The sequence below is a fragment of the Mesoflavibacter sp. genome, assembly GCF_964226795.1.
In the GTDB taxonomy this organism is placed as follows: Bacteria; Bacteroidota; Bacteroidia; order Flavobacteriales; family Flavobacteriaceae; genus Mesoflavibacter; species Mesoflavibacter zeaxanthinifaciens.
The window spans coordinates 1-17,830 of the sequence record NZ_CAXQQP010000004.1; the positions used below are offsets into that span (position 1 = coordinate 1).

A 17,830-nucleotide genomic window follows, 5' to 3' on the forward strand; every position below is an offset into this window, starting at 1 on the left:
CACTTTACTCTGAAACGCTAGGAAACAACTTCTAATTCAAACAAACCAATACAAATAGAAACAAAAAAGCCTGAACATAGTGTTCAGGCTTTTTAATATAAGGTGTTTTATAAATAAAAACTAAAAGCGATTACTCAACTTCAAAAGTGATTTTAAGGTTAACTCTAAACTCAGTTACTTCACCACTTTTAACAATAGCGCTTTGGTCTTGTACATACACAGAACGTATGTTTTTTACACTTTTTGATGCGTGTTTTACTGCTTTTAAGATGTAAAAAAAAGCTTGAGTAGATACTCAAGCTTTTATATTTATGTTTTATTAGAGAGTTAAAGCTTAAAACTTAAAGAAAGTGTTATGTTAGAGTTTGTTCTGTCAATATTAGCTGCATTAGTAAAGCCAACATCAAAAAATTGCTCCTGTCTTTCTTGAGAAGAATTACTATAAGCCAAATCTAATACGGTGTTTCCAAAGTCGTAGCCTAATCCAAATGAATAACCAGTTAAATCGCCAATAATTTCGTCGTTTTTATAAGGACTTTCTTCAAAGCGGTAACCACCTCTTAAACTAAATTGCTTTATTTTGTACTCTCCACCAATTCTGTAGGTATTTGCTCTAGTTAGTAAATTAGACATAATATTGTTTTGTGCACTATAATAAGCATCAGAAGTTGGTTTAAACTTTGTGTTACTAAAGTCTTTAGTAGAATAATCAAAACTAATAAGACCTTTTTGTCCAAACACATATGCTATACTAGAAGAAAATCTTGAAGGTGTTTGTAATTTATAGCTAGGAAATATGTTAACTATATTAGGATTTACTATTTGGTAGAAATCACCATTTGTTTCATCAATTACGAAAGTCTCTAAATATTGTGTGGTCTCTTCTTCAATAGTCATCCATGTAGGAGAATCGTAAGTGAATCCTATTCGTAATTCTGGTGTTACTTTATATATAGTTCCTAATTGAAATGAAAAACCAGTACCGTTAGTGGCTAATGTGTTATCAAATAAAACTTCATCAACTAAAGTGTTTGTGTTATTATTTGTTTCATAATAACTAGTGTATCTTTCGTAGTTTAAAAAATGAGAATTTAAATTTAAACCAATATATAAATCATCTGTGTATTGTGCTGCAGCATTAAAAGTCACTTTTCCGTTATATCCTGTTGCAGAGTAATTATTAGCTTGATTGAAGTCTCCTGCAGCAATATTAGAAAAGTACACTGTATTATTATCATCAAAGGTTTCAGGTTCTAGTATGTAAGAGTCATAACCTAAAAAAGCTTGTTGATTTTGATAGCCATACAAACTACCAATTTCTGAATAAGCTTGAGAAGTAGATTCTCCTTCTAAAGCAGAAATTTCACCTAAGGGTAAACCTTGCGCATTAGCTAAAAAGTATTGGTCAACAGAGTTTTGACTTACTCCAGAAGCTCTCCAATTATCATCATAATGTTTTGAATTTTCAAAATTTATTCCAACAGAAAATTTCTTCCAAGGTGAATCTTGTCGATTATTTCTAAAGACAAATACGGCACCACCTTGAGTAAAATCAAAATTAGATTCAGATGATGTGTTGTTTACATTAAAATAATTTGTTTCATTATCAATGTTTTGATTTTCTAAAGTAAATGTGGCATGACTGCTTGTAAAAACAGCAGAACCTGCAGGATTTATACTTATAGCGCTTAAATCTCCTCCTAGTGCACCAAATGCACCGCTTAAAGCTCTAAATCTAGCAGTTCCTTTTAAATCATCATTAGAGTATCTTAAAGCATCTGTAACTGTTTGCCCAAAACTAAAGGACATAACAAAGCTACTTATGGCAAGCATAATAATTTTTTTCATTTCAATTTTTTTAAATAATTATAAATTTGAATAAATAAGGTTAAATAGTAATGACTTATTAATATTCTAATCATCCACCTCTACGACCAGAAGACCTTGAAGATGTTCCTCTAGAAGAGGATCCACCACTTCTTGTTCCTCCAAAAGATCTTGTTGGAGAACTTGTACTAGGTCTTGTTGTGCTAGTCCTTGGTCTAGTAGTATTTGTTCTAGGTCTAGTAGTGCTAGTTCTAGGTCTAGTAGTGTTTGTTCTAGGTCTAGTAGTAGAATTAGTTCTTGGTCTTGTGGTATTTGTTCTAGGTCTAGTTGTAGAGTTAGTTCTCGGTCTTGTTACAGATCTTGGTCTTACATTTGTGTTACCTCTATTTATGTTACTTCTACCATTTAGAACTGACGAGTTTCTTAATATAGATCCTCTTCTTCCAGCATTATAAGAAATACCTCTTCTAGTGTATATACCATTGTAAGCGTATCCATTATAGTAATTTCCGTAACCATATCCATAAAAGAATGGACCATATCCGTAAAAACCTCTATTCCAAAAAGGATCGTAGAAACCGGCATTCCATCCCCAAGAATTCCATCCCCATGGTCTGTTCCATCTCCATGAGTTCCATCCCCAAGGTGTCATACCCCAAGAATTCCATCCCCAATTGTTCCAACCGTATCTAGCTATTTGGTTTGAATAGACGTCATTGTAAACGTTAATAACAACTTGGTCATTAGAATCTCCCCAACCAGCTTTTTGGACAACAGAAGTAGTATCAGAGTATGTGCCTTCATAGGTGTCAATATCTGTAAAAATTTCGTTGTTATTATTGTTATAAGCTTCAGCTTCTAAAGCTTTCTCTCTGAAATAGTTAGTGTAATAATCATTATTATTATTATTATTATTTCCTTCTTCTATAACAACTGTTTGATGCCCATAAGCGTCAGGTGTTTCATAAATACCATCATTTGTTTGTCCAACATATTGATAAGACCCACACGAGGTTAGTGCAATTGCAGCTATTATAGCTGTAAATGCGTTTAATTTGTTAGATAAAAAAGTAAATAATTTCATAACGCTTTATTTTTAATTGTTGAACTATACAAAAATAGTTAGTTTTGCTAAACTATTCTATTATTTAACATAGACACAATATTTGTGCCAAAATACCGATATGAGTAAAAAATTGACAAGTAGAGCCGAAGATTATTCCAAATGGTATAATGAATTGGTTGTAGAAGCTAATTTAGCTGAAAATTCAGCAGTTAGAGGTTGTATGGTTATAAAACCTTACGGTTATGCAATTTGGGAAAAAATGCAAGCAGAGTTAGACAGAATGTTTAAAGAAACAGGTCATGAAAATGCATATTTTCCAATATTTGTACCAAAAAAACTTTTTGAAGCTGAAGAGAAAAATGCAGAAGGGTTTGCTAAAGAATGTGCAGTAGTTACTCATTATAGACTTCAAAACGATCCTGATAATCCAGGTAAATTAAGAGTAGATCCAGACGCAAAACTAGAAGAAGAACTTGTGGTAAGGCCAACAAGTGAAGCTATAATATGGAATACATATAAAGGCTGGATACAGTCCTATAGAGATCTTCCTTTGCTAGTAAATCAATGGGCTAATGTTGTAAGGTGGGAAATGCGTACACGATTGTTCTTACGAACAGCAGAATTTTTATGGCAAGAAGGTCATACTGCGCATGCAACAAAAAAAGAAGCAGTTGCAGAAGCCGAACAAATGAATAATGTTTACGCAGACTTTGCAGAAAACTTCATGGCTATACCTGTAGTGCAAGGATTAAAAACAGAAAGTGAAAGGTTTGCGGGTGCAGTAGAAACATACTGTATAGAAGCACTTATGCAAGATGGTAAAGCTTTACAAGCTGGTACATCGCACTTTTTAGGTCAAAACTTTGCTAAAGCTTTTGATGTAAAGTTTACTTCTAAAGAAGGAAAGCAAGATTACGTATGGGCAACTTCTTGGGGAGTTTCAACACGATTAATGGGAGCATTAATTATGACGCATAGTGATGATAAAGGTTTAGTTTTACCACCAAATTTAGCACCAAATCAAGTTGTAATAGTTCCTATATATAAAAATGAAGAACAGCTAGAAGCTATAACAAAGGTTGTAAATGGTATAATGAAAGACTTAAGAAGTAAAAACATTACTGTTAAGTTTGATAATCGAGATACATTAAGACCAGGAGCAAAATTTGCACAGCATGAACTTCAAGGAGTTCCTTTAAGAATTGCAATAGGAGCAAGAGACTTAGAAAACGGAACTGTAGAATTAGCAAGAAGAGATACCTTAACTAAAGAAATAGTAAACCTAAATGGTTTGACAGAAAAAGTAGAAGGTTTAATGACAGAAATACAAGAGTCTCTATTTAATAAGGCATTAGATTACAGAAATAATCATATAACTAAAGTAGATACTTTTGAAGAGTTTAAAACTATACTTAAAGAAAAAGGAGGTTTTATTTCTGCTCATTGGGATGGTACACCAGAGACAGAAGAAAAAATAAAAGAACTTACTAAAGCAACAATAAGATGTATTCCTTTAGATGGAAAGGAAGAAGAAGGTAAATGTGTGCTTACTGGTAAGCCTTCAAACCGTAGAGTATTGTTTGCAAAAGCATACTAGTAAAAATTTTTTTTAATTTTTTTTAATTAGTTGTTGCAATAGTCAAAAATAGTTGTATTTTTGCATCCGCAATGGAAACATTGTTAGTTGTTTTGAAATAAAAAAAAAGTTTTGCAAGTATTAAAAAATAATTTATATTTGCGCTCTCAAAATAACAAATGGCCCGTTCGTCTATCGGCTAGGACGCCAGGTTTTCATCCTGGTAAGAGGGGTTCGATTCCCCTACGGGCTACAATTTTTTAATAAAAAAAGAACTAATGGCAAATCATAAGTCAGCATTAAAAAGAATAAGAAGCAACGAAGCTAAGCGCTTAAGAAATAGATATCAGCATAAGACAACTCGTAATGCTGTGAAAAAATTACGTGACTTAGATAACAAGAAAGAAGCTGAAGAGTTATTACCTTCTGTTGTATCTATGTTAGATAAGTTAGCTAAGAAAAACATTATTCATGCTAACAAAGCAGCTAATATTAAATCTAAATTAGCTAAGCACGTAGCTGCATTATAAGAAATTATTATTAGTTATATAATATTATTTTAACGCTTCATTTTATGAAGCGTTTTTTTGTTTTTAATAATTTTCAGTTATAATATTAGCGCATTTTAAGATTATAAAAAAAGCCTTGAATAATTTCAAGGCTTTTTTTATATATAACATTCTTTAAGTCTTAACCATTCATAGAGATTAAAAACTCTTCATTGTTTTTTGTTTGTTTAAATCTTTCATTGATAAATTCCATCGCTTCAACAGGATTCATGTCTGCTAGGTATTTTCTCATTACCCACATGCGTTGTACTGTGTTGTCGTCTAATAATAAGTCGTCACGACGTGTACTAGAAGAAGTTAAATCAATAGCAGGGAATATACGTCTATTAGCAATTTTTCTATCTAATTGTAGTTCCATATTTCCTGTTCCTTTAAACTCTTCAAAGATAACTTCGTCCATTTTAGAACCAGTATCTGTTAAAGCTGTAGCTATTATAGTTAAAGATCCCCCATTTTCAATATTTCTAGCTGCACCAAAGAAACGCTTAGGTTTGTGTAAAGCATTTGCATCTACACCACCAGAAAGTATTTTTCCTGAAGCTGGTTGTACAGTATTATAAGCTCTAGCTAAACGGGTAATAGAATCTAAAAGAATAACAACATCGTGTCCACATTCTACTAATCTTTTTGCTTTTTCTAAAACTATATTAGCGATTCTTACGTGTTCATGAGCTTCTTTATCAAAAGTAGAAGCAATTACTTCTCCTCGTACATTACGTTGCATGTCTGTAACTTCTTCAGGACGCTCATCGATAAGTAAAATCATTTGATATACTTCTGGATGGTTAGCAGCTATTGCATTTGCTACGTCCTTTAGTAACATGGTTTTACCTGTTTTTGGTTGTGATACAATCATACCACGTTGACCTTTCCCTATAGGAGAGAATAGATCCATAATTCTGGTAGAAATTGTACTTTGCTTTTCTGCTATATTAAATTTCTCTTTTGGAAAAAGTGGTGTTAAATGTTCAAAAGAAACACGATCTCTAACCACATTAGGACTTTGACCGTTTATTTTATTAATTTTTATAAGAGGAAAATACTTTTCACCTTCTTTTGGAGGACGAACATTACCTAAAACAGTGTCCCCTGTTTTTAATCCAAATAATCTAATTTGAGATTGTGATACATAAATATCATCTGGAGAAGAAAGGTAATTGTAATCAGAGCTTCTTAAAAAACCATAACCGTCCTGCATGATGTCTAAAACACCTTCACTTTCAATAATAGCATCAAACTCAAAATCAGGTTCTCTATAACGGTTGCGGTTATCTTTGTTTCCGTTATTACCTTTTTGATTGCTGTTGTTATTCTTGTTGTTGTTATTTTTTTGACGATTGTTATTATTAGGTTTGTTAGCTTTATTGTCCTTTTGTTGCTTATCGTCTTTTTTGTTGTCGTTGTTATTTGACTGTTTATTTTTTTGATGATTTTGTTGGGTAGCTTTTTTAGGCTGTTCCTTCTTTTCTTTAGATTTATCAGACTCTAAATCTAATTTACTTTGGTTATCATCTTTTTTTTCTGTTGAAGTTTTCTTGTCTGCTGAAGCTTTGCTAACTCTTGTTCTTTTTTGTCTTTGAGGTTTTGGTTTGTCCTCTGTGTCTTCCTTTTTTACTTCTAAGACAGCTTTTGGATCTGCTGCTTGTTTGTCTAGTATTTGATATACTAAATCTAATTTTTTCATAGAGCGAAATTTAGGAACGCTCAATTTTTTAGCAATTTCCTGTAATTCAGGAAGCTTCATGGCTTTTAATTGTGAGATTTCAAACATTGATGTTGAATTAACTTATGTAATGTTATAATTTTTAATTGATTGTTTCTTAAAGAAAATAAGATATTTCTGAAGAATTAACGCTTTGCTATTGTGAGTGTTGCGTAACGTTAATGCAATTATACAACTTTTATTTTAATTTTTAGTTCTATAATTCTAAAAGAAACTATATTTTTGTAATCCTAAAATTTAAAAATTATTATGCTACAACGCATCCAAACTGTATATTTATTAATTGTTGCTATTATCTCTGGCGGATTAATATTTGCATTTAATCTGTGGACCACTGCAGAAGGAACTGTTGTGTATGCAAAAGATGAAATACTTGCTTTAGGCCTTTTTGTAGGCTCAGCTATTTTAGCAATTATCTCGATTTTCAATTTTAAAAATAGAAAGTCTCAATTTATGTTGGGACGTCTAAATATGATATTAAACTTAATTTTACTAGGATTTTTCGTGTATCGAATACTTAACTCACCTGGAGAAGCTAATGGAGTTTCAGAGAAAGGTGTTGGGATTTTTCTTCCAGTCATTTCTATCGTATTTTTGGTTCTTGCCAATAGAGCCATTAAAAAGGATGAAGATCTTGTAAAATCAGTAGATAGATTACGATAAACCTATCATCTTAGTAGTATTAGTGCGAAAGAAAAACCGAAGTGAATAACTTCGGTTTTTTTATTTTCTATCATATTGAATAACTTCTAAATTATCAATCTTACCATTATCTATTGTAAAACGTAACATGGTACGTACTTTATGAAAACCATGTATGCCAATTGCTCCCGGATTTATATGTAACAAACCTAATTTTTTATCAGACATAACTTTTAAAATATGAGAATGACCGCAAATAAATAATTGTGGTGGATTTGCTTTAATAGCGTCTCTAACTCTAATATTATATCTACCAGGATAACCACCAATATGCGTAATCCAAACATCAACACCTTCAATAGTAAAACGATTATGTTCTGGGAATTCTGCTCTTGCTTTATCACCATCAATATTTCCCCAAACAGCACGTAAAGGTTTCAATTTTTGTATTTGATCGGTAACGTTTAAATCTCCAATATCACCAGCGTGCCAGACTTCATCTGCATTTTTTACGTGTTTTAATATAGTGTCGTCAATGTAACTATGTGTATCAGAAAGTAGCAGTATTTTTTTCATCTCTTAATTAAACTATTCTTAAAACTTGTATCATCAAGTTTTTAACTTAATGCTTTATCTTATCTTTGCATTTCAATTTGTAAAAATAAGCGATTAATTGAGATATTTCATAGAATTATCATACAACGGAAAAGCCTATCATGGTTGGCAAAATCAACCTAATGCTATTTCTGTTCAAGAAGTTTTAGAAAATGCGTTAAGTACTTTATTGGGTGAATCTGTCGCTATTGTCGGAGCAGGACGTACCGATGCAGGTGTACATGCTAAACAAATTTTTGCGCATTTTGATACAGAACAAATTGTTGAAAAAGCGCAATTAGTTTATAAATTGAATTCGTTTTTACCAAAAGACATTGCTATACACAATGTTTTTAAAGTAAAGCCTGATGCGCATGCACGTTTTGATGCTTTAAGCAGAAGTTATTTATACAGAATTTCATTTAAAAAAAATGCGTTTAACATAGAACAAGCGTATTTTGTAAAGCAGCAGTTGGATGTTGAAAAGATGACAGAAGCAGCAAAAATCTTATTGGATTATAAAGATTTTCAATGCTTTTCTAAAGTGCATACAGATGTAAAAACGTATAATTGTGATATCAAAGAAGCTGAATTTAATATTGTTGAAGACGAGCTTCATTTCACCATAAAAGCAGATCGTTTTTTGCGCAATATGGTGCGTGCCATAGTTGGTACGTTAATAAATATTGGTGTTGGTAAAATTGAAGTTACCGATATGCATCAAATTATAAAATCAAAAAATAGAGGAGAAGCAGGTTATTCTGTGCCAGCTAAAGGGTTATATTTAACAGCTGTAGAATATCCAGATTCCATTAAAATAGATGACTAAGAAAAAAGAAAACATATTTGACGTTAACTTATTTAAGCGTCTTTTTAAATATACAAAACCTTATCGTGTAGTTTTTTACGGTTTAATAGTTTCGGTTCTAATTTTAGGAGCATTAAGTATTGCTACACCTTTATTAGTAAGAGAAATTGTAGACCAGCATTTGGTTAAGCAGGATTATGATGGTTTTGTCAACTTGATCACTATTATGGCTTTGCTATTATTAGCAACAGTTGTTTTTCAATTGTTATTTATCTACTATTCTTCTTGGTTGGGTTTAAAAATGGTTAAAGATATTAGAGTTAAGTTATTTGATCACATGCTTAATTTTAGAATGAAATACTTTAACAATTCTTCAGTTGGAGTTTTAATAACAAGAGCAGTTACTGATATGGAACGTATTTCGTCTGTATTTGGTGACGGTTTATTTTCAATCATAAGAGATTTATTAATTATGATTGTTGTCTCTAGCGCTATGCTTTATGTAAACTGGAAATTAGCGTTAATCGTTTTTGTAATGCTTCCTATAATACTATATGCTACCAAAGTATTTCAGCGTTATATGAAACAAGCTTTTGAAGAAATCAGAAATGAAGTTTCTAATCTAAATTCGTTTGTGCAAGAACGTGTTACAGGAATGAAAATTCTGCAATTATTTACTAGAGAAGTAACCGAGTATAAAAACTTTCAAGAGATAAATACAAGACATAAAAACGCTTGGTTAAAAACCGTTTGGTATAACTCTATCTTTTTTGCAATTTTAGAGGTTTTATCGGCATTAACTGTAGGTACAGTAGTATATTTTGGTGGATTAAGAGTGATTATTGACGGTTCTGTTTCAGCAGGAGATTTGTTTATGTTCATAACCATGATACCTATGTTATTTAGACCTTTACGTCAAATAGCAGATAAGTTTAGTACACTTCAAATGGGGCTTGTTGCTGCCAACAGAGTGTTTAAAATTTTAGATACCACTTCGCAAATTGATAATTCTGGAACTATTGTAGCTAAAGATTTAAAAGGAAGTATTAGCTTTAAAGATGTTCATTTTAGATATGTTGAAGACGAAGAAGTTTTAAAAGGAATTTCTTTCGAAGTTACCGCAGGTCAAACCGTTGCTATTGTTGGTGCTACTGGCGCAGGAAAAAGTACGGTGATTAATTTATTAAATCGTTTTTACGAAATTAATAACGGTGAAATTAAAATAGACAACACCAACATAAAAGACTTTACATTAAGTTCTTTAAGACAACAAACTGCAGTTGTGTTGCAAGATGTGTTTTTGTTTGCAGATACTATTTTAAGTAACATTACTTTAAATCATCCCGAAATCACAGAAGCACAAGTCATACAAGCTGCAAAAGATATTGGTATACACGATTTTATAATGAGCCTTCCAAACGGATATCATTATAACGTTAAAGAACGTGGTGTTATGTTATCTTCTGGACAACGTCAGTTAATATCATTTTTAAGAGCGTACGTCACTAATCCAAGTATTTTAATTTTAGATGAAGCAACATCTTCTGTAGATTCTTATTCAGAACAATTAATTCAAAATGCGACTGATAAGATTACCAAAGGTCGTACATCTATTGTTATTGCTCACCGTTTGGCAACCATACAAAAAGCAGATAATATTATTGTAATGGATAATGGTCAAATTGTAGAACAAGGAACTCATCAAGAATTACTTAAAAAGGAAAATGGTTACTATAGAAACCTTTATGAAGTTCAGTTTTTACAATCTGAAGTGGTTTAAACCAAATCTTTTTTCAAAATTTCTGCTAATTCTGAAGTATCAGAAAATGGTACAAATTCACCATCTCTAAAACAAGATATTTGTCCTGTTTCTTCACTTACTGCAATAGCTACAGCGTCTGTTCGCTCTGTAACGCCAACTGCAGCACGATGACGTAGTCCAAAACGTTGTGGTATATTTTTTTCGTTATTAACAGGTAAAATAACACGCGTTGCTTTTACAGTATTATCTTGAATTATAATCGCGCCATCATGTAAAGGACTATTCTTAAAAAAGATACTTTCTATAATGGGTTGTGTTACTTTTATATTCATCTCGTCACCAGTATTGGCTAAAAAATCAAGGTTATTATTGCGTTCTAAAACAATTAATGCACCAGTTTTTGAAGCACTCATCTTATTACAAGCAGCAATAATAGCATCAATATTTGTTGTAGCGTTTTCTTCCATTTTTAAAAACTTAAGCTGACTAAAAAACTTACGTCTACTAGCAAAATTGGTAGAACCTATCATTAATAAAAACTTTCTGATTTCTTGCTGAAAAACCACAATTAACGCAAACATTCCTACGCTAATAAATCCGCCTAAAATATTACTAAGCATTTGCATTTGTAGTGCTTGCGTAACCTTCCAAATAATGTAAATAATAACAATACCAATAAAAATATTGATAGCCACAGTACCTTTTACTAATTTGTAAACATAGTAGAGTAGTAGTGCAACTAAAATAACGTCGATAACGTCTATTAAACTAAATTTTAAAATATCATCTAATATCTCCAAAGTGAAGTCGGTTTTTGTAAATTTAATGAAATTGAATTAAAAAATATACTCGTTGTTGTCAATAACTATAGTTTCAAAATTTAAGTTTTGAAGTCTATTTTTTACTGTAATGTAATCTTGAAATTTTAATTGCTTATTTAAATGAAGTGTCAAAACAGTATTTTCTTCATTTTTATTAAAATTTTTCTCAAGTTGAATAATTAAATTATCAATATCAACTTCTGAAAGTTTTACATCATTATGATGAATTGCAATATCATTTAAATGGTTAATTGTTATTATATAATTGTTTTCAGAATTGATTTCTTCAACATAATTTACATCTGTAAAATCAATAAAACCTAGGTTTTTAATACTGGTATCGTTACAAGTGTAATAGTTTTTTGCGGCTTCATTTTTATGCATTTTTGCATTTCGTTTTTTGTCTTGCAAAAATTTAATTTTTGGTATGGCTTGCTCTAATGTCAAGCGTTTATCTACATTAAATAACCAGTTGGTAGAGATAATTAAATTTTTTCTATTAAGTTCAACACTGTCTGGTTGTGTTTCATTATAAAAAATATATGCAGGAGACACATCTAAAATTTCAGTTATTTTAGCGTGTTGTACTTCTGGTAATTGGATAACTTTTTCGTTTCCGCAAGACCATAAAAAGAGTGTTATTAATCCTATAAATCCTATTTTTTTAAGCATGTAATTGGTTATAAAGTGTGATACATTCTTTGGCTTCTTTTACATCATGTACGCGTAAAATTTTTGCGCCTTTTTGTAAAGCAATCATGTGTAAAGCAGTAGTTCCGTTTAGTGCGTTTTGAGCTGTTGTGTCTAGTGTTTTGTAAATCATAGATTTACGAGAGACTCCAACTAAAAGTGGTAAACCAGCAATGTTTAAAAGCTCTAATTGGTTTAAAAGCTCAAAATTTTGCTGTGTCGTTTTTGCAAAACCAAAACCAGGATCTAAAATCAAATCGATAATACCTAACGCTCTCGCTTTACTAATACGTTCAGAAAAATAGAAATTAACGTCTTTTGTCAAGTTATCATAATCTGTAAGCGTTTGCATAGTTTGTGGTGTGCCACGCATATGCATCATGATGTATGGTACGCTATGGTTTGCAACCGTTTCAAGCATGTTTTCATCTAAAAACCCTGCAGAAATATCATTAATTAAACTCGCGCCAGCTTTAATTGTTTGTTTTGCAACTTCACTTCTAAAGGTATCTACAGAAATAATAATTTCAGGAAAATGTTTCACTAGTAACTCAACAATAGGTACAATGCGTTGCAGTTCTTCGTCTTCTGTAACAAAATCTGCATTTGGTCTAGAGCTGTAAGCGCCAATATCTATAAAAGTAGCCCCTTGGTTAAGCATGGTTTCAACTTGATTTAATATAGAATTTTCGTCTTTATAACGTCCACCATCGTAAAAAGAATCTGGCGTTACGTTTAAAATTCCCATCACTTTTGGTGTACTTAAATCGATAAGTTTTCCTTTACAATTTATTGTCATTGGTATATAGTTGATAGGTGTTGGGATAACTTGTAAAAACTTTAATCCCTAAACCTTGAACTTTAAATAATTTTATGCGAAATTTACGGAAATTATCAAGATAAGAACACCATTTATGCAAGATACTTCTAAACAATACGATGCGGTAATAAAAACCTGTCGTGATCTTTTTACAAAAAAAATGTCTGATTACGGAAGCGCATGGCGTATTTTAAGATTACCATCTTTAACCGATCAAATTTTTATCAAAGCGCAACGTATAAGAAGTTTACAACAAAATGACGTTAGAAAAGTAGATGAAGGTGAGCAAAGCGAGTTTATAGGTATTATCAATTACTGTATTATGGCACTAATACAAATAGAAAAAGGTGTCGTAGAGCAACCAGATATGGATGTAAATGAAGCGACAGAATTATACGATAAGCATGTTGCAATCACTAAAAAATTAATGGAAGACAAAAACCATGATTATGGTGAAGCTTGGCGTGATATGCGTGTAAGTAGTCTTACTGATTTAATCTTGCAAAAATTACTACGCGTTAAACAAATTGAAGATAATGCAGGAAAAACAATTGTTAGCGAAGGTATTGATGCAAATTATCAGGATATGATAAATTATGCTGTGTTTTCTATGATACATTTAAATGAAAAATAATATCATTCCTGCTTAGGTAAGAATGCATAAATAATATTAATTAAAACAGATGCCTGTTTGCTCAGGAAAAAATAACATGAAAATTATAGTAGGATTTTTAAGAATTTTTGTCGGAATATTTTTTATCATTTCAGGATTTATAAAGCTAAATGACCCAATAGGATTTGCATTTAAACTAGAAGAATATTTTGGGCCAACCGTTTTAGATTTACCATTTTTTACTCCTTATGCTCTAGGAATTTCTATAGTAGTTGTAGTTTTTGAAGTGCTTTTAGGAGTGTTCTTAATTATTGGTTATAAAAAGAAATTTACATTATGGAGTTTATTATTAATGATAGTATTCTTCACATTTCTAACATTCTATTCAGCATACTTTGATAAAGTGAAAGATTGCGGATGTTTTGGTGACGCTATGAAGATGGATCCATGGGAAAGTTTTGGTAAAGACGTTGTATTGTTAGTTATGATCCTTATCATTTTTGCAGGTCAAAAATACATTAAGCCATTCTTTAGTAAATTTATTACAACCGTAATAGCATTATTAAGTTTTATTGCATGCTTAGGGTTTGCATATCATGTTTTAATGCACTTACCAACAATAGATTTTAGACCATTTAAAGTAGGTAATAATATTACTGAAAAAATGACCATTCCAGAAGATGCGCCACAACCAGTTATAGAATATACTTGGACGTTTAAAGAAAACGGAGAAGAAGTAGAGTATGTAACTAATGGAAGTTATCCAGAATCTTCAGGAACTTATGTTGGTGTAGAAACCAATGTGATAGAAGAAGGTTATGAAGCTCCAATTCATGATTTTTCAATAGAAAAAGATGGCGAAAATTATACCGAGGATATTTTAAATCGTCCACACGTATTATTAATTATCAATTATAATTTGGCTAAAGCTGAAACTGAAGGTCTTAAAACAATAAAAGTATTAACCGATAAAGCTATAGAAAACGGCTACGATGTTATTGGTATCACAGCAACAGGACCAGAAGAGGCAAATACTTATAAAAAAGAATATAATCTAAATTTTGATTATTATTTCTGTGACGAAACTGCTTTAAAAACAATCGTACGTTCTAATCCAGGTATTTTAAAACTTGAAGAAGGAACTATCATTCAAAAGAAACATTGGAATGATGCCGATGAAATTGAATTGCCAAAAGTAAAGCGACCAGAACCTACCAAAAATATGTCTTTGGTTGATCAAGGAGAAGTTTTATATTTAATTGAAGGAAAAGAAGCTACGTTAGAAGAAGTTAAAGCTTTAGATAAAGATAAGTATAAGCTTGTTCCTGTTCAAAAAGAAGGTTCTTTCGAAAAATATTTAGATTCAGTAAACACTGTAAAAGGTAAAAAATATATTGGTGTCTCAAGTTTTGAACTTAAACAAGAATAACCTAATCATAAAAATATAACATCTGTTAAGCTACTTACTAAATAAAATCTTTTATGCATTACTCACATTATTTGGAGTAGTTACTGTTATTTTCTTTTTATTTAGTGTATTGCCAGGTGATCCAGCACAAATGATGTTGGGGCAAAATGAAGATAGCGAACAGTTAGCTATTGTTAAAAAAAAATATGGATTTGATAAATCAATTGGGACACAGTATTTATACTATTTAAACGATTTATCGCCCATTTCATTTCATTCAAAGACAGAAGGTGATTATACGTTTTTAAGTCAAAATAAATACGCTGCAACCCAACTGTTTTCAATAGGAAATACTACAACCGTATTAAAGTTTCCGTATTTAAGAGAAAGCTTTACAAAACAAGGTAAAAAAGTAAGTCAAGTACTTTTAGAAACATTACCAAATACTTTTGTTTTAGCCATATCAGCGATAACAATAGCTTTATTTTTAGGAGTATTTTTAGGTGTTATTTCAGCATTAAAAAAAGATACATTTTTAGATAAATTTATACAAGTTATCAGTACTTTAGGGATGAGTGTACCTTCCTTTTTTAGTGCCATATTATTTGCGTGGTTTTTTGGTTTTGTATTACACAAATACACTAATTTAGAAATGACAGGAAGTTTATACCAACTTGACGATTTTGGTGAAAAAATGCACATCAAATGGAAAAATTTAATTCTTCCTGCGCTAGTTTTAGGGATTAGACCATTAGCTGTAGTTATTCAGTTAATGCGAAACTCACTACTAGAAGTATTTAACCAAGATTACATTCGTACAGCCAAAGCAAAAGGACTTTCAGAATTTCAAATTATAAAAAATCATGCTATAAAAAACGCATTAAATCCTGTAGTTACAGCAATATCAGGTTGGTTTGCAAGTATGTTAGCAGGAGCAGTTTTTGTAGAATATATTTTTGGGTGGAATGGCTTAGGTAAAGAAATTGTAAACGCTTTAAACACATTAGACTTACCAGTAATTATGGGTTCGGTGCTAATTATAGCGCTACTCTTCATAATAATTAATATTTTTGTAGATATAATCTACGGTTGGTTAGATCCAAAGGTAAAATTAGAGTAAAACTATCGTTAGGTCTAGCAACGTCATGACCTATTCATAAATAAATAAGATAAAGACATGAGAAAAAACATCGTCGCAGGAAACTGGAAAATGAATAATGACTTAGCCCAAACAGAAGGCTTATTAACAGATTTACAAAAGCAAACACAAACAAGTGATGCAGAAGTAATGGTAGCGCCTTCATTTACAAATCTTTGGCATTCATTTCAGTCATTACGTACATCAGATATAGAAGTAATCGCTCAAAACATGCACTTTGCAGAAAACGGAGCATACACAGGAGAAGTAAGTGCATCAATGCTAAAAAGCGTTGGTATACAAACCGTAATCTTAGGACATAGCGAGCGTAGAGCATACTTTAACGAGACAGACGCAACTTTAGCAAAAAAAGTAGACGCAGCATTAGCAAATAATATGCGAGTAATATTTTGCTTCGGAGAAGAGTTAGAAGACCGTAAATCTGGAAAAGAAGAAACCGTAGTAGGTAACCAAATTAGTAATGCATTATTTCATTTAGACGCATCAGCATTTAAAAATATCGTTTTAGCATACGAGCCAGTATGGGCAATAGGAACAGGCGAGACAGCTAGTCCAGAGCAAGCGCAAGACATGCACGCATTTATCCGTAAAACATTAGCAGATAAATATGGTAATGATGTAGCAAACGATGTCTCAATTCTTTACGGAGGTAGCGTAAAACCAAACAACGCTAAAGAAATTTTCTCTAAGCCAGACGTAGATGGCGGCTTAATAGGTGGCGCATCACTAAAAGCAGAAGACTTTTTTGCAATAGTAAACGCATTTTAAAATATTAATTTGGGCGTTACCCTTTGCCTGATATAAGTCAGGCAAAGCGTCGCGCTATTCGTTATATCTTTTTCTCGTACCTCAAAAAAGGATGTCACTACTATCGCTAACGCGGGTAAAACCGCAAAAACATAGCAACAACAATGTCTAATATTATTTATAAAGGTTACTATTTTAAAGTAGAACCATTACAACCAGCAGTAGAAATTTTAATCGCCGAGTTAGGTTATGCAGGATTTGAAAGTTTTGTAGAAACCGAAGAAGGTGTAACAGCATACATTCAAAAAGAAGAATGGAACCAGAATATCTTAGAAGATATTCAAATATTAAATTCTGATGAGTTTGATATTACCTACACACATGAAGATATAGAACAGACTAACTGGAATGCAGAATGGGAAAAAAACTTTAACCCAATTGTAGTAGATGATGTTTGTGCTGTTCGTGCACCATTTCATGAAAAATTTGAAACAGAATACGATATCATTATCGAGCCAAAAATGAGTTTTGGTACAGGACATCATGAAACAACACACATGATGATCCAGCATATCTTACAAAACGATTTTAAAGATAAATCAGTTTTAGATATGGGTTGTGGTACAGCTGTTTTAGCTATCCTAGCCGAGATGAAAGGCGCACAGCCTATTGACGCCATAGATATTGATAATTGGTGTTATTTAAACAGTCTAGAAAATGTAGAACGTAATAATTGTAAACATATTTCGGTTTATGAAGGAGAAGCTTCGTTATTAAAAGACAAAAATTACGACATAATAATAGCAAACATTAATCGTAATATCTTATTGCAAGATATAGCAACATATGCAAAATGCTTAAACACTAACGGAAGTTTGTTTTTAAGTGGCTTCTACGAAGAAGATATACCGTTAATAGAAAAAGAGTGTAATGCCAATAATTTACAACACTTAAAAACGTTAAAACGTAACAATTGGGTTGCTTTACATTTTAAAAATTAATACT

General features: G+C 31.5%; 17 protein-coding genes, 1 tRNA gene and 1 pseudogene. 11 read left to right on the forward strand and 8 right to left on the reverse strand.

Annotated elements, in window-relative coordinates:
• Positions 1 to 130 precede the first annotated feature (130 nt).
• From ACEQT4_RS01415 to ACEQT4_RS01425, 3 genes and pseudogenes are all read right to left on the reverse strand, one after another.
• Positions 131 to 265 (reverse strand): annotated as a pseudogene (locus ACEQT4_RS01415) (dodecin family protein); the annotation flags it as partial.
• Positions 266 to 327: 62 nt separating this feature from the next.
• The gene (locus ACEQT4_RS01420) at positions 328 to 1,848 is read right to left on the reverse strand and encodes an OmpP1/FadL family transporter (protein ID WP_370225662.1); all 1,521 of its coding nucleotides are present in this window, start codon (positions 1,846 to 1,848) and stop codon (positions 328 to 330) included.
• Positions 1,849 to 1,918: 70 nt separating this feature from the next.
• Complete coding sequence (locus tag ACEQT4_RS01425; RefSeq protein WP_370225663.1) at positions 1,919 to 2,911, reverse strand: hypothetical protein; 993 nt, start codon at positions 2,909 to 2,911, stop codon at positions 1,919 to 1,921.
• Between the two features lie 100 nt (positions 2,912 to 3,011).
• Here ACEQT4_RS01425 and proS point away from each other — a divergent pair, with 100 nt between their 5' ends.
• The 3 genes from proS to rpsT all read left to right on the forward strand — a co-directional run bounded on the left by proS (position 3,012) and on the right by rpsT (position 4,999).
• Complete coding sequence (gene proS, locus ACEQT4_RS01430) at positions 3,012 to 4,490, forward strand: proline--tRNA ligase (protein ID WP_370225664.1); 1,479 nt, start codon at positions 3,012 to 3,014, stop codon at positions 4,488 to 4,490.
• Between the two features lie 160 nt (positions 4,491 to 4,650).
• Positions 4,651 to 4,722 (forward strand) — tRNA-Glu (locus ACEQT4_RS01435).
• A 25-nt stretch (positions 4,723 to 4,747) separates the two neighbouring features.
• Entirely contained in the window at positions 4,748 to 4,999 is a 252-nt protein-coding gene (rpsT, locus tag ACEQT4_RS01440) for a 30S ribosomal protein S20 (protein ID WP_027880707.1), read from the forward strand.
• Positions 5,000 to 5,159: 160 nt separating this feature from the next.
• On the opposite strand, the gene rho is transcribed toward rpsT, so the two are convergent.
• Positions 5,160 to 6,809: a transcription termination factor Rho gene (gene rho / locus ACEQT4_RS01445; RefSeq protein WP_370225665.1), complete on the reverse strand. Its 1,650-nt coding sequence runs from the start codon at positions 6,807 to 6,809 to the stop codon at positions 5,160 to 5,162.
• A gap of 201 nt (positions 6,810 to 7,010) precedes the next feature.
• On the opposite strand from rho, the gene ACEQT4_RS01450 reads away from it, so the two are divergent.
• Positions 7,011 to 7,424, forward strand: coding sequence for a DUF4293 domain-containing protein (locus tag ACEQT4_RS01450; RefSeq protein WP_370225667.1), 414 nt, complete (start codon positions 7,011 to 7,013; stop codon positions 7,422 to 7,424).
• A gap of 60 nt (positions 7,425 to 7,484) precedes the next feature.
• Here the strand turns inward: ACEQT4_RS01450 and ACEQT4_RS01455 are convergent, their stop codons facing one another.
• Positions 7,485 to 7,979 (reverse strand): metallophosphoesterase, encoded by a 495-nt coding sequence (locus ACEQT4_RS01455; RefSeq protein ID WP_370225668.1) that lies wholly within the window; start codon positions 7,977 to 7,979, stop codon positions 7,485 to 7,487.
• 97 nt (positions 7,980 to 8,076) lie between these two features.
• On the opposite strand from ACEQT4_RS01455, the gene truA reads away from it, so the two are divergent.
• Complete coding sequence (gene truA / locus ACEQT4_RS01460; protein WP_370225669.1) at positions 8,077 to 8,826, forward strand: tRNA pseudouridine(38-40) synthase TruA; 750 nt, start codon at positions 8,077 to 8,079, stop codon at positions 8,824 to 8,826.
• A complete protein-coding gene (locus ACEQT4_RS01465) occupies positions 8,819 to 10,585 on the forward strand; it encodes an ABC transporter ATP-binding protein (RefSeq protein ID WP_370225671.1) in 1,767 nt (588 codons plus the stop codon). The genes truA and ACEQT4_RS01465 overlap by 8 nt, the downstream gene beginning before the upstream one ends.
• On the opposite strand, the gene cdaA is transcribed toward ACEQT4_RS01465, so the two are convergent.
• The 3 genes from cdaA to folP are packed head-to-tail and all read right to left on the reverse strand — an operon-like array spanning position 10,582 to position 12,877.
• On the reverse strand, positions 10,582 to 11,367 hold the full coding sequence (cdaA, locus tag ACEQT4_RS01470; RefSeq protein ID WP_370225672.1) for a diadenylate cyclase CdaA: 786 nt from the start codon (positions 11,365 to 11,367) through the stop codon (positions 10,582 to 10,584). The two genes, ACEQT4_RS01465 and cdaA, sit on opposite strands and share 4 nt — an antisense overlap.
• A gap of 36 nt (positions 11,368 to 11,403) precedes the next feature.
• Positions 11,404 to 12,060 (reverse strand): hypothetical protein, encoded by a 657-nt coding sequence (locus ACEQT4_RS01475; RefSeq protein WP_370225674.1) that lies wholly within the window; start codon positions 12,058 to 12,060, stop codon positions 11,404 to 11,406.
• On the reverse strand, positions 12,053 to 12,877 hold the full coding sequence (gene folP / locus ACEQT4_RS01480; protein ID WP_370225675.1) for a dihydropteroate synthase: 825 nt from the start codon (positions 12,875 to 12,877) through the stop codon (positions 12,053 to 12,055). Before folP ends, ACEQT4_RS01475 begins: the two co-directional genes overlap by 8 nt.
• 115 nt (positions 12,878 to 12,992) lie before the next feature.
• On the opposite strand from folP, the gene ACEQT4_RS01485 reads away from it, so the two are divergent.
• The 5 genes from ACEQT4_RS01485 to prmA all read left to right on the forward strand — a co-directional run bounded on the left by ACEQT4_RS01485 (position 12,993) and on the right by prmA (position 17,826).
• Positions 12,993 to 13,532, forward strand: a complete 540-nt coding sequence (locus ACEQT4_RS01485) for a DUF1599 domain-containing protein (protein WP_370225676.1) — start codon at positions 12,993 to 12,995, stop codon at positions 13,530 to 13,532.
• 76 nt (positions 13,533 to 13,608) lie between these two features.
• Positions 13,609 to 14,940 (forward strand): BT_3928 family protein, encoded by a 1,332-nt coding sequence (locus ACEQT4_RS01490; RefSeq protein WP_370225678.1) that lies wholly within the window; start codon positions 13,609 to 13,611, stop codon positions 14,938 to 14,940.
• Positions 14,941 to 14,962: 22 nt separating this feature from the next.
• Entirely contained in the window at positions 14,963 to 16,039 is a 1,077-nt protein-coding gene (locus tag ACEQT4_RS01495) for an ABC transporter permease (protein ID WP_027880717.1), read from the forward strand.
• Between the two features lie 57 nt (positions 16,040 to 16,096).
• The gene (tpiA, locus tag ACEQT4_RS01500; RefSeq protein ID WP_370225679.1) at positions 16,097 to 16,846 is read left to right on the forward strand and encodes a triose-phosphate isomerase; all 750 of its coding nucleotides are present in this window, start codon (positions 16,097 to 16,099) and stop codon (positions 16,844 to 16,846) included.
• A 143-nt stretch (positions 16,847 to 16,989) separates the two neighbouring features.
• A complete protein-coding gene (gene prmA, locus ACEQT4_RS01505; RefSeq protein ID WP_370225680.1) occupies positions 16,990 to 17,826 on the forward strand; it encodes a 50S ribosomal protein L11 methyltransferase in 837 nt (278 codons plus the stop codon).
• Positions 17,827 to 17,830 lie beyond the last annotated feature (4 nt).

Excerpts from the sequence above, each read along its gene's own strand:
- ACEQT4_RS01420 (WP_370225662.1), bottom strand. The coding sequence starts at position 1,848 with ATGAAAAAAATTATTATGCTTGCCATAAGTAGCTTTGTTATGTCCTTT.
- ACEQT4_RS01465 (WP_370225671.1), top strand. The coding sequence starts at position 8,819 with ATGACTAAGAAAAAAGAAAACATATTTGACGTTAACTTATTTAAGCGT.
- rho (WP_370225665.1), bottom strand. The coding sequence starts at position 6,809 with ATGTTTGAAATCTCACAATTAAAAGCCATGAAGCTTCCTGAATTACAG.
- tpiA (WP_370225679.1), top strand. The coding sequence starts at position 16,097 with ATGAGAAAAAACATCGTCGCAGGAAACTGGAAAATGAATAATGACTTA.
- ACEQT4_RS01485 (WP_370225676.1), top strand. The coding sequence starts at position 12,993 with ATGCAAGATACTTCTAAACAATACGATGCGGTAATAAAAACCTGTCGT.
- folP (WP_370225675.1), bottom strand. The coding sequence starts at position 12,877 with ATGACAATAAATTGTAAAGGAAAACTTATCGATTTAAGTACACCAAAA.
- ACEQT4_RS01475 (WP_370225674.1), bottom strand. The coding sequence starts at position 12,060 with ATGCTTAAAAAAATAGGATTTATAGGATTAATAACACTCTTTTTATGG.
- ACEQT4_RS01490 (WP_370225678.1), top strand. The coding sequence starts at position 13,609 with ATGAAAATTATAGTAGGATTTTTAAGAATTTTTGTCGGAATATTTTTT.
- ACEQT4_RS01455 (WP_370225668.1), bottom strand. The coding sequence starts at position 7,979 with ATGAAAAAAATACTGCTACTTTCTGATACACATAGTTACATTGACGAC.
- proS (WP_370225664.1), top strand. The coding sequence starts at position 3,012 with ATGAGTAAAAAATTGACAAGTAGAGCCGAAGATTATTCCAAATGGTAT.
- ACEQT4_RS01425 (WP_370225663.1), bottom strand. The coding sequence starts at position 2,911 with ATGAAATTATTTACTTTTTTATCTAACAAATTAAACGCATTTACAGCT.
- prmA (WP_370225680.1), top strand. The coding sequence starts at position 16,990 with ATGTCTAATATTATTTATAAAGGTTACTATTTTAAAGTAGAACCATTA.
- ACEQT4_RS01450 (WP_370225667.1), top strand. The coding sequence starts at position 7,011 with ATGCTACAACGCATCCAAACTGTATATTTATTAATTGTTGCTATTATC.
- rpsT (WP_027880707.1), top strand. The coding sequence starts at position 4,748 with ATGGCAAATCATAAGTCAGCATTAAAAAGAATAAGAAGCAACGAAGCT.